Source organism: Pedobacter sp., from assembly GCF_040513095.1.
Classification (GTDB): Bacteria; Bacteroidota; Bacteroidia; order Sphingobacteriales; family Sphingobacteriaceae; genus Pedobacter.
The window spans coordinates 25257-36829 of the sequence record NZ_JBEVDX010000163.1 but is presented as its reverse complement, the minus strand read 5'-3'; the positions used below and the strand labels follow the sequence as shown (position 1 = coordinate 36829).

Sequence of the window (11573 nt, the reverse complement as noted above, 5' to 3'; positions counted from 1 at the left end):
CGTGGTGGATAAGCAAAGCGGTCAACATGATGGATAAGCAAGGTGGGCAAGCAGGGTGATAAACATGGTGTTTAAGACCGTTACAGATCAAACTTGATTCCCTGGGCTAATGGCAGGGTATCTGCGTAATTGATTGTATTGGTTTGTCTGCGCATGTAACCTTTCCATGCATCGGAACCGCTTTCGCGGCCGCCGCCGGTTTCCTTTTCTCCGCCGAAGGCACCACCGATTTCGGCTCCTGAGGTACCGATGTTGACATTGGCAATGCCACAGTCTGATCCGGATGCTGACAGGAAGAGTTCGGCTTCTCTCAGATTGAGGGTCATGATTGCAGAAGACAGTCCCTGGGGCACATCATTCTGCAGCCTGATGGCTTCTTCGAGTGTTTTATATTTAATGAGGTAGAGGATGGGTGCGAAAGTTTCATCCTGTACGATCTGGTAATGGTTTTCTACTTCGGCTATGCAGGGTTTAACGTAACATCCTGAGGTGTAGCCATCGCCTGTAAGGACTCCGCCTTCTACAATGAAGTTTGCGCCTTCAGCTTTTCCTTTTTCAATCGCTTTTGTGTACTGGTCTACCGCCTGCTGGTCGATGAGCGGGCCGACATGGTTATGCTGATCCAGGGGATTGCCGATGCGCAGCTGTGCGTAAGCGCTCAGCAGTTTGTTTTTGAAATCTTCATAGACCTCCTCATGGATAATCAGGCGGCGGGTAGAGGTGCAGCGCTGCCCGGCAGTACCTACTGCGCCAAAGACGGCACCGATGATAGACATGTCCAGATCTGCATCTTTAGAGATGATGATTGCGTTGTTGCCTCCGAGTTCGAGGATGCTTTTACCAAATCTCGAAGCTACTGCTGCGGAGACTATCCGGCCCACACGGGTGGAGCCTGTAAAAGATACCAGGGGGATGCGTTTATCATTATTAATTTTGTTGCCTATCAGTTCCTCACTGATCAGCAGCGAGCTGATCCCTTCGGGCATATCATTGTGTTTAAGTACTGATGCAAGAATATGCTGACAGGCAATGGCACATAGTGCGGTTTTGGATGAAGGTTTCCAAACACATACATTTCCGCAAACCAGTGCCAGAGCAGCATTCCAGCTCCATACGGCAACGGGAAAATTGAATGCGGAGATGATGCCTGCTACTCCCAGTGGATGCCACTGCTCGTACATGCGGTGATGCGGACGTTCAGAGTGCATGGTCAAGCCATATAGCTGGCGGGACAGGCCCACCGCAAAGTCGCAGATATCAATCATTTCCTGCACTTCGCCGAGTCCTTCCTGCAGGCTTTTACCCATTTCATAAGATACAAGCGTTCCGAGGTCCTGCTTGTATTTACGCAGGGCATCGCCAAGCTGACGCACGATATCACCCCTCTTTGGTACAGGGATGCCGCGCCAGAAACTGAAAGCTTTCTGCGCCTGGGTGATGACATGTTCGTAATCTTCCTGGTCTGCCAGCTGTACCGAAGCAATCTTCCTGCCGTCTGCCGGTGAGTAACTGTCCAGTGTGCCTAAACTTCCTGTACCGCCCCAGGTGCTGCCTGTGCTGTAAGCCGGATTGGTATCCGTTATGCCCAGGTTTTTTAAAACAGAATTGATGTCAGTTTGCATTTTTATGGAGATTGATTTATACAAATCAACAAAAAAAAACGGGAAAGCATGAAATCCTGAGGGCTCATTTCCTGACCTGAATTTTACCGTTATTACAATAAAGTTGCGTTATCTTTGTATGAATTCTGGAAATAATCCCAACAGCAATAAAAAGATGCTGACACTGCTTGCCATTCAATCGTAGTTAAAATTAATAATATCAGCCAATTAACAGTCAATATGTTTGGATGTTGATAATTATTTCGGTCAGATGCTACACAATACTGTAAACTTATACTGTATTTTAGAAAAAGGGAGATGTTCTTTAATTAGTAAATACAATGGAAGAGGAATTTTACTTTGATTTTAGTGATGATGCACAACGTTCGGTAGAACGTTACGAGGAGATGTTAAGGAATCAGGATCAGTATTTCTTTGATGCCCAGGCTTTCGAAAACATTATTGACTACTATATTGAAAAGAGCGACCCTGTAAAGGCACTCCAGGTGATAGAATACGCCCTGAACCAGCACCCGTATGCTGCGGTATTTTTAATTAAACAGGCGCAATTATTATTTATAACCGATCAGACAGACCGGGCATTCTTCTCCCTGCAAAAGGCAGAGATGCTGGAAGCCTCCGAAGCGGAAATCTATGTGCTGCGTGGAAATATTTACAACAGCCTGGAGCGTTATGCCGAAGCGCTGGATAATTTCCAGATCGCACTGACTTTTGCTGAAACTACAGACGAGATTCTGCTGCATATTGCTTATGTATATCAGAATATGCTGGATTACGAAAGTGCAATCAAATATATCAAGCAGAGCCTGGAACAGAACATGGAGAATAAGGATGGCCTGTATGAACTGGCCTTCTGTTACGATATCCTGGATAAACAGGAAGAAAGCATACAATTTTACCAGGAATATATCGACAACGATCCCTATTCATACGCGGCATGGTATAATCTCGCCAATTCGTACCACAAGCTTGATTTGTTTGAAAAAGCAATTGATGCCTATGATTATGCCATTCTGATCAAAGACAATTTTGCATCAGCATATTACAATAAAGGAAATGCACTGGTACAGCTGGACCGGTATGCCGAAGCAATCGAGGTATATAAACAAACCTGGGAATACGAAAAACCCAATGCGGATACGTACTGCGCCATCGGCGAATGTTATGAAAAGCTGGAGCGTATGGACGAAGCCCGTGCCTACTACAAGAAATCTGTAAAGATGGACGGGAAACTGGCAGATGCCTGGTTTGGTATAGGCGTAACGCTGAACTTTGAAGAACGTTATTTTGAATCGCTTCATTTCTATAAAAAAGCTATAGAACTGGACGATGAAAATCCGGACTTCTGGTTTGCAATGGCCGATGCCTATTATAAGCTGGGGCAGATCGAACAGTCTGTTGAAGCCTATTCAAAAGTACTTGAATACAACCCGCTCGACATTGAAGCCTGGCTGGATTTTTCTACCGTGTTGTATGAGCAGGGAAGGTTGCTTGAGGCATCGGAAACGATTGCCGATGGGATAAAAAACAATCCCGATGCGGCCGAACTGTATTACCGTATGGTGGCTTATCTGTTTGCACTCGGACAGAACAATGATGCTATCGTTTACCTTGAAACTGCACTCGTAACTGATCCGGATAAACACTACATTTTATTTGAATACCTGCCGCAGCTACAGGATAACAGGGCAATTGTAGAGGTGATCAATAAGTATATCAAGTAATCAGGGGGACCATAAATAGTTCATTTTAGTGCCTTTAAAGCCAATAAAAATTATGCAGGCTGTTCTTGATTTTTTTTATCACCTTTGCAGCAGATATGAATTACCCATTAAATAATATTCCGGAACGTCCGGTTAAACCACGCCAGAGCGGCATTACCATGGTAATGGACAAAGGCCTCAGTTTAAGACAGACAGAAGACTTTATAGATGTTGCAGGCATACATTCAGATATTGTTAAATTAGGTTGGGCTACTTCCTTTGTTACCCCAAAACTGAAAGAGAAGCTTGATATATACCGCAGTGCAGGTATTCCGACTTACTTTGGAGGGACACTATTCGAAGCTTTTATCATCCGTAACCAGTTTGAAGATTATATCCGCGTACTGGAACAGTACGGAATGGAATATGCCGAAGTATCAGATGGTTCTATCGAGATCGAACATGATCTTAAATGTGAATATATAAGTAAACTTGCCAAACACGTAACCGTGATTTCTGAAGTTGGATCTAAAGACGCCACTAAAATATTTGCGCCTTACAAATGGATAAAACTTATGAATGCCGAAATCGAAGCAGGTGCATGGAAAGTGATTGCTGAAGCCAGAGAAGGTGGAAATGTGGGGATTTACAGGGGATCAGGTGAAGTACGTGAAGGCCTGGTAGATGAGATCCTTACCCAGATCCCACAGGAAACTATCATTTGGGAAGCTCCCCAGAAAGAACAGCAGGTTTGGTTTATCAAACTTATTGGCAGCAATGTAAACCTGGGCAATATCGCGCCAGCTGAAGTGATTCCTCTGGAAACTATCCGTTTGGGACTCAGAGGTGATACTTTTGATTACTTTCTTAATTCAGGCAAGTAAAAGCTGTTGATGATGAGGACATTTGGATTAATAGGTTTTCCGCTGGGACATTCTTTTTCTAAGAAATTTTTTACGGAAAAGTTTGAGCAGGAGGGCATTGAGGATTGCAGCTATGAGCTGTTCCCAATGGAAAATATTGATTCCATTACCACATTAACTGAACAGGATAATACCCTAATGGGGCTGAATATCACAATCCCCCATAAAGTTAATGTGCTGCCCTATCTGAATGATCTGGATGATGCAGCAAAAACGATAGGTGCGGTAAACTGCATTTCTATTGAAAACAGGGAGGGTAAAAGGTGGCTGAAAGGATATAATACCGATGCTTTTGGTTTCGCCGAATCGCTTAAACCCTGTTTAAAGGCACACCATACCAAAGCACTGGTTTTGGGTGACGGTGGTGCGGCAAAGGCAGTAAAATATGTATTGGACCAGCTGAATATCTCTTATATTTCTGTAGTAAGAACTGCTGTGCCGGGTGCTGTTCTATACGAGCAGCTCACTGAGGAACTGGTTGCTTCACACCAGCTGATTATTAATACTACACCCCTGGGTACTTTTCCCAATATAGAAGGGGCGCCCGCAATACCTTATCATTTACTGACAGATCAGCATCTTGCGTACGATCTGGTATATAATCCGGAAGAAACTGCATTTATGAGCCGTGCGAAAGCCCGGGGCGCTGTAGTCAAAAACGGTTTGGAAATGCTTCAGCTGCAGGCCCTCCGTGCCTGGGCTATATGGAATACTTAAGAAGAAACTATGATTAAAAACCTGGTACTGTGGAGTATGTTGTTGTTCATATGCAGCGTTTCGGCCTGCAACAATGAAAGTTATGTACCCAAGCCAAGAGGTTATTTCCATATCAAATTTCCAAAAAAGGAATACCTGAATTATAATGAAGGATGCCCTTTTACTTTTGAATATCCTAAGTATGCCAGCATGGAGGCAGACAAAGAGCGTGACGCAGGGAATTGCTGGAATAATCTGAATTTCCCCCAGTTCAATGCCAGGCTGCACCTGACCTACTATGATATTTCCTCTGCCAAAGAATATTACGGGCTGGTAGAAGATGCCCGTACACTCGCCTTTAAACATACCGTAAAAGCCAATGCAATCGATCAGAAGCTGATCAATTTCCCAGACCGCAAGGTTTATGGCGTTTATTATGCAATTGAAGGGAATACAGCATCTTCGGTACAGTTTTTTTTAACAGACAGTGCCAAACATTATTTCAGGGGGGCACTTTACTTCAATGAGCGTCCGCAATATGATTCTATTGCCCCCGTAGTGAGTTTTATAAAAAAGGATATCGAGCGAATGATTGATACCTTTAAGTGGAAACAATAAACACCTTTGCTATGATCACGATCCAGAAGTTTACTTTCAATCCATACCAGGAAAACACTTATGTTTTATATGATGAAACAGGGGAGTGTGTAATTATTGATCCGGGCATGTATGATGGCCATGAGCAAAATGTCTTCGCAGGATGGATTAAAGAAAGCGGATTAACACCTGTTTTGCTGCTCAATACGCATTGTCATATTGACCATGTGCTGGGAAATAAGTTTGTGTTTGACAACTGGGGATTAAAACCAAGCTTTCATCAGGGAGAACTTCCAGTTCTGCAGGCCGTTGTAAGTTATGCACCACAGATGGGGATGCGCTATGAACTTTCTCCGGAACCGGAAGTGTTTTTAGATGAAACCGGAACTGTAATTTTTGGGAACAGTGAACTGCAACTGATCTTTGCTCCGGGACATTCTCCGGCGCATTTATGTTTTTATGCCCGCGAAGATAACTTCCTGATCGGTGGTGATGTCTTATTTTATAACAGTATCGGCCGGACAGATCTGCCGGGTGGCAATCATCAGCAACTGCTGACAAGCATCAGGGAAAAACTTTTTGTGCTGCCAGACAGTGTTGTGGTTTATCCGGGGCATGGCGGTATCACCAATATTGGATATGAGAAGGAAAACAATCCTTTTTTAAGATAAGGACCTGTATATTTGACTAAACGAATCTACATTTGAACACAGCCCTCTATATTGCCCGCAGGTATCTTTTCGCTAAAAAGTCGACCAATGCTATAAATATTATTTCTACCATATCTGTATTGGGTGTTTTTGTGGGTAGTGCGGCTCTGATCATTATCTTATCGGTTTTTAACGGCTTTGAAGAGGTGGTGTTAAAAATGTTCAATACAATCACGCCCCAATTGGTAATCGCGCCGGCAAAAGGCAAGACTTTTGACCCCAACACAGCTTATTTTAAACAGCTCAGCTTAAATAAATCGATCTATTCCTATACTCAGGTACTTTCAGAAAATGCCCTGCTCAGGTACCATGATAAGCAGTCGGTGGGGTTGGTCAAAGGCGTCAGCACCTCTTATCTGAAGAATAAAAGTCTTGACAGCATTACCATCCAGGGCAAGTTTGTGATTCAGAACAGCAGCGGCGCAAATGCTGTGATCGGCTCTGCCATACAGAACTACCTGATGGTAAATACCAACGATCCTTTTACCCAGCTGCAGATATTCTCGCCGCGAAAGGGTATCAGATCCGGATCGGTGAATCCTGCAGATGACTTTGTAGACCTGTATATACCGGTTTCAGGTATTTTTGAGGTGCAGCAGGATTTTGATAATATTGCTATTGTGCCTTTGAGTTTTGCACGCCAGTTATTACAGGAAGATAAAAAGATATCCTCGATTGAGATCAACCTGCAGAAAGGGATTGATGCCGATGATTTTAAGGCAATGATAGAAGAGCAGCTTGGCGCTGGCTTCATTGTGAAGGACCGGATTGAACAGAATAAGGCATTGTACAATATATTGGGTACTGAGAAATGGGCTGTTTACATCATCCTCACATTTATCCTCATTATTGCTATATTTAATATTATCGGGTCGCTGACCATGCTGGTGATTGACAAGTTGAAGGATATAGCCATCCTGAGCAGTCTGGGCGCCGGCAAAAACCTGATCAAGCGGATCTTTCTCTTTGAAGGGATGATGATTACTATGGCCGGCTGTATTTTCGGGCTGCTTATTGGCTTGGGATTTTGCCTGATGCAGCAGAAATTTGGATGGATCAAAATGTCACAGGAGAATCTGCTGATCAGTAATGCTTACCCAATTGGCCTGAAATGGAAAGATTTTGTATTAGTATTCGTTACAGTGAGTATTTTCTCTTTTATGGCATCAGCTTTGTCATCTAATCTGAGCGTTAAGAACATCAATAATTTAAACAAAGATCTTTAACCATGAATTCCTTTAAACATACAGCATTATTATTATCTGCGATGGCTGTTATTTTTGCTGCCTGTAACCGGACTACACCGAACGAGCAAAAAAACAGTACCAGAGTAATAAAAGGACTGTATAGCTATGGGCCGGAAATACATTCTTTTACGGATTGTGATGAGGGCAGGGAATTTTGGGTGGCAGATAGCGCCAAAACGCTCGAGCTTGCCTACAGCAAATTCAATTTTGAGAAGCCATATGAACCTGTCTATATTGAGGCAGAATGTCATGTAATCAAATCTGACAGCCTGATGGTGTCAGCAGATTTTGATTCTACACTGGTAGTGACCAAATTAATCAGGATCACCAAAGAGATCCCTGACGGCCCCTGTAACCAGTAGCGGCTAAGCTGTTACGTACAAGTCTTTTGTAATAGCAGGGATAATTCCTTTTTCCTGTGCCATTTTGAACATGGTATCTATCGCTGATCTGCCTTCTGTGCCCAGATCTGCAGAGTATTGATTTACATACAGTTCTATATGTTTATACATCACCGCTTCATCCATTTCCTGAGCATGCCCCGAGATAAATTCAATTCCTGATTTCGGATTGGCGAAGGCAAACTCCACCGATTTCCTTATCAGCCGGTTTACTTTCAGCTGAACCTCCTGATCAAGGTTGCGGTTGATCACGATACCGCCCAGCGGGATGGCACAGCCTGTCAGTTCTTCCCAGTAACTACCCAGGTCTACCACCTTGTGCAGCCCTTTGTCCATATAGGTAAAGCGGTTTTCATGGATGATCAGACCCAGATCAATCTCATCATTTAACAATGCATTCTCAATATCCGAGAATACCATGACCTGTTTATTGCGTAAATTGGGAAATGCGATACCCAGCAGAAAATTTGCGGTGGTCAATTCACCCGGAATGCCTATTCTCAGTGTAGAATTTTCTTCTTTCAATTTTTCACTGTTTACCAGCTCTTCGTTTTTACAAATGAGCAGGGGGCCAACGCCAAAGCCCAGGGCACTGCCGGCATCCAGCAAAGCATATTTATCTGCAAGGTGTGCAAAAGCATGAAAACTTAATTTTGTGATATCCAGTTCAGACCTTACTGCCTTTTGATTTAGCGTCTCCACATCATCAAATGACACTTCGAATTCCAGTCCTTCGGTATCTATTTTATGATGGATCAGTGCGTCAAAAATAAAAGTGTCATTAGGGCAGGGGGAAAATCCAAGTGAAAGTTTCATGCGGTAAATGTAAGGAGTTCGCAAAGGCCCTCGGTTAACTGTTTGTCAAAAATTCGATTGCCCAGTCATTTAAGTTTTTTACGGCCAGGCCTATTTTCCAGGATTCGCGGTTCCTTTCCTCAACATAGTTTGAAATGCTGCGGACCTGTATGCAGGGGATCCCAGCCTGTTCACAGGAATAAAATACGGCTGCGCCTTCCATACTTTCGGTAACCGGATGCATTCGTTTCTCTGTGGCCTTTATGCTGAGCTTATTCCCATGTACTTTGTTTACAGTAATGCCGTGTACCTTTGGTAAAGCTGTAAAGAGGGTTGTGGCCACTGTATTCTGCGCAGTGTAACTGCTCTTTCCAAATCCAAGGGTATCGATCGTTAAGAACTCATCTTTATCCTCAGCACCCAGTTCAGAAAATGTATCCTGAGTGATGTTTAAGAGACTGCCCAAAGGATATTTCCATTCGTAACAACCCGCAATCCCCAGATTGACCACCAGACTGTAAGCTGCAGATAAATGTTTCCCAAGAGCAAAGGCAGTAGCGGTCATCCCTACGCCGGTGATCAGCAGATCAAATCCTGGAGTTTCCGTAAAATCTCTTTCAGGCAGTTCGAAATGGTTGCACAGGCCTGATAACTCTGCCCTTGTTGCCGCTACAATCAATATCTTCATTTAACGAAGTTACGAGAATTTTAAGGCAGGCTGCGCATGATCGCTTTGTTGATTACAGAACGGCAGACCAAAAGCCTTATAAAACTTTCTACTTTAAGCTTTCTGCGTATATTTGCAGTCAATTACTACAAGAATGATTTATATAACCCGAAAGGAATCTTTTAACGCTGCACATAAACTGGCCAGGCCAGACTGGTCTGATGATCATAATCTGGAGGTCTATGGCAAGTGTGCCAATCCAAACTGGCATGGTCATAACTATCAGCTTTTTGTTACTGTTAAGGGTGAAATTAACCCAGAAACTGGCTTTCTGGTGGATCTCAAATGGTTAAAGGTCGTGATCAATGAGTATATCATCGATAAGCTGGATCACAGAAACCTGAACCTTGACGTAGATTTTATGAAGGATAAGCTGGCTTCTACAGAAAACCTTGCTATTGCAATCTGGGAGCAGCTGTTTCCTCATATTACTGCCGGCGGAGCACAACTGCACAGCATCAAAATTTACGAGACCGAAAATAATTTTGTTGAATATTTCGGTAATTAAACATATCAATGGAAAATCATATACAAGATCCTTTTGATGAGGAGAACGATGGATATATTAAAGTAGACCGTTACAATTCAGGTAAAATTGCGTCTATTTCCAGTCATTACGCAGATATACTTAGTACACTTGGTGAAGATCCCTCACGTGAAGGATTACTGAAAACCCCGGAGCGGGTGGCAAAGTCGCTACAGTATTTAACTCATGGATATGACCTGGATCCGGCAGAGATTCTCCGGTCGGCCATGTTCAAAGAGGATTACAGCCAAATGGTTGTAGTAAAAGATATTGAGGTTTATTCTATGTGCGAGCACCATATGCTCCCCTTTTTTGGAAAAGCACACGTTGCCTATATTCCTAACGGACATATCGTAGGTTTAAGCAAGATTCCGCGCGTAGTAGATGCTTTTGCCAGAAGACTGCAGGTGCAGGAGCGCCTGACGAATGAGATCAGGGACTGTATTCAGGAAACTTTAAATCCTGCAGGTGTGGCTGTCGTGATAGAATGCCAGCATTTATGTATGGCCATGAGGGGAATTCAGAAGCAAAATTCTGTTACTACTACTTCTGCGTTTACAGGTGGATTTGCCAGTGACAAAACAAGGGCAGAGTTTTTGAGGCTGATTACCGCAAAACTGCACTAGATTATATTTTTAATACCACACCCGGTTCTTCGGAGCCCTTTAGAACAATAGAATAAGAGATGAAAGCATATTTATTTCCAGGACAGGGAGCACAATTTTCAGGCATGGGCAAGGAGCTTTACGAAAGTGAAGCCGCTAAAGAATTGTTTGAAAAAGCAAATGATATTATAGGGTTCCGTATCAGTGACATCATGTTCTCCGGTACTGAAGAAGAACTGAAACAAACTAAAGTTACCCAGCCTGCGATATTCCTTCATTCTGTCATCCTGGCTAAATCGCTGGGTGCTGACTTCAAACCTGATATGGTAGCAGGACATTCTTTAGGCGAGTTTTCTGCTTTGGTTGCTGCTGCTGCTATCTCTTTTGAGGATGGCCTGAAACTGGTAATTGCCAGGGCAAATGCTATGCAGAAAGCCTGTGAACTGCAGCCCTCTACAATGGCCGCAATCCTTGGCTTAGCTGATGATGTAGTAGAAAAGATCTGTGAAGGAATAAATGAAGTTGTGGTTGCTGCCAATTACAACTGCCCGGGCCAGTTAGTGATTTCGGGAAGTATAGAAGGTATCGATATTGCCTGTGAGAAACTCACTGCAGCAGGGACAAAAAGAGCATTGAAATTAAATGTAGGTGGTGCTTTTCATTCTCCTTTAATGGAGCCTGCCAGAATTGAATTAAAGGAAGCGATTGAAAATACTACAATCCTGCCTCCAATATGTCCGATTTATCAGAATGTTGACCCAATCCCTCAGACCGACCCGGAAAAAATTAAATTTAACCTGATTACGCAGCTTACAGGTGCAGTACGCTGGACACAAACGGTAGAGCGTATGCTTGCTGACGGAGCGGATGAATTTATCGAAGTTGGACCTGGTAATGTACTGCAGGGCCTGGTGAAGAAAGTTAACAGGGCTGTGCAGACGAGTTCGGCAGCTGTCCCGGTTTAATTCAAATTTTTATTAATTATATCCGGTGTGAATATTGGGGCTAAAATTAGATTTCT

Annotated in this window: 13 protein-coding genes; 10 read left to right on the top strand and 3 right to left on the bottom strand. The window is 43.3% G+C overall.

Translation table 11 applies throughout. The features are described 5' to 3' along the window. Positions 1 to 80: 80 nt before the first annotated feature. Positions 81 to 1622 (bottom strand): L-piperidine-6-carboxylate dehydrogenase, encoded by a 1542-nt coding sequence (amaB, locus tag ABWY16_RS18465; RefSeq protein ID WP_353906140.1) that lies wholly within the window; start codon positions 1620 to 1622, stop codon positions 81 to 83. Between the two features lie 320 nt (positions 1623 to 1942). On the opposite strand from amaB, the gene ABWY16_RS18460 reads away from it, so the two are divergent. From ABWY16_RS18460 to ABWY16_RS18430, 7 genes are all read left to right on the top strand, one after another. Beyond that, entirely contained in the window at positions 1943 to 3346 is a 1404-nt protein-coding gene (locus ABWY16_RS18460; protein ID WP_353906139.1) for a tetratricopeptide repeat protein, read from the top strand. Between the two features lie 95 nt (positions 3347 to 3441). Then, complete coding sequence (locus tag ABWY16_RS18455) at positions 3442 to 4209, top strand: phosphosulfolactate synthase (RefSeq protein ID WP_353906138.1); 768 nt, start codon at positions 3442 to 3444, stop codon at positions 4207 to 4209. A gap of 9 nt (positions 4210 to 4218) precedes the next feature. After that, positions 4219 to 4965: a shikimate dehydrogenase family protein gene (locus tag ABWY16_RS18450; protein ID WP_353906137.1), complete on the top strand. Its 747-nt coding sequence runs from the start codon at positions 4219 to 4221 to the stop codon at positions 4963 to 4965. 9 nt (positions 4966 to 4974) lie between these two features. Further along, positions 4975 to 5562, top strand: a complete 588-nt coding sequence (gene gldD, locus ABWY16_RS18445; protein WP_353906136.1) for a gliding motility lipoprotein GldD — start codon at positions 4975 to 4977, stop codon at positions 5560 to 5562. 11 nt (positions 5563 to 5573) lie between these two features. Continuing rightward, positions 5574 to 6212: an MBL fold metallo-hydrolase gene (locus ABWY16_RS18440; RefSeq protein WP_353906135.1), complete on the top strand. Its 639-nt coding sequence runs from the start codon at positions 5574 to 5576 to the stop codon at positions 6210 to 6212. Between the two features lie 32 nt (positions 6213 to 6244). Continuing rightward, complete coding sequence (locus tag ABWY16_RS18435; RefSeq protein WP_353906134.1) at positions 6245 to 7477, top strand: ABC transporter permease; 1233 nt, start codon at positions 6245 to 6247, stop codon at positions 7475 to 7477. A 2-nt stretch (positions 7478 to 7479) separates the two neighbouring features. Beyond that, complete coding sequence (locus ABWY16_RS18430; protein ID WP_353906133.1) at positions 7480 to 7860, top strand: hypothetical protein; 381 nt, start codon at positions 7480 to 7482, stop codon at positions 7858 to 7860. A gap of 3 nt (positions 7861 to 7863) precedes the next feature. On the opposite strand, the gene ABWY16_RS18425 is transcribed toward ABWY16_RS18430, so the two are convergent. Together ABWY16_RS18425 and mqnB are read right to left on the bottom strand one after the other, a co-directional pair. Beyond that, positions 7864 to 8715, bottom strand: a complete 852-nt coding sequence (locus tag ABWY16_RS18425; protein ID WP_353906132.1) for a menaquinone biosynthesis family protein — start codon at positions 8713 to 8715, stop codon at positions 7864 to 7866. A gap of 34 nt (positions 8716 to 8749) precedes the next feature. After that, positions 8750 to 9382 carry a futalosine hydrolase gene (mqnB, locus tag ABWY16_RS18420; protein ID WP_353906131.1) on the bottom strand — a complete coding sequence of 211 codons (633 nt, stop codon included), beginning with the start codon at positions 9380 to 9382 and terminating at the stop codon, positions 8750 to 8752. 133 nt (positions 9383 to 9515) lie between these two features. Here mqnB and ABWY16_RS18415 point away from each other — a divergent pair, with 133 nt between their 5' ends. From ABWY16_RS18415 to fabD, 3 genes are read left to right on the top strand one after another with little or no spacing between them, the layout of a single operon-like run. Next, positions 9516 to 9929 carry a 6-pyruvoyl trahydropterin synthase family protein gene (locus ABWY16_RS18415; protein WP_353906130.1) on the top strand — a complete coding sequence of 138 codons (414 nt, stop codon included), beginning with the start codon at positions 9516 to 9518 and terminating at the stop codon, positions 9927 to 9929. An 8-nt stretch (positions 9930 to 9937) separates the two neighbouring features. After that, positions 9938 to 10573, top strand: a complete 636-nt coding sequence (gene folE, locus ABWY16_RS18410; protein ID WP_353906129.1) for a GTP cyclohydrolase I FolE — start codon at positions 9938 to 9940, stop codon at positions 10571 to 10573. Positions 10574 to 10632: 59 nt separating this feature from the next. After that, the gene (fabD, locus tag ABWY16_RS18405; protein WP_353906128.1) at positions 10633 to 11517 is read left to right on the top strand and encodes an ACP S-malonyltransferase; all 885 of its coding nucleotides are present in this window, start codon (positions 10633 to 10635) and stop codon (positions 11515 to 11517) included. The last annotated feature ends 56 nt before the right edge of the window (positions 11518 to 11573 follow it).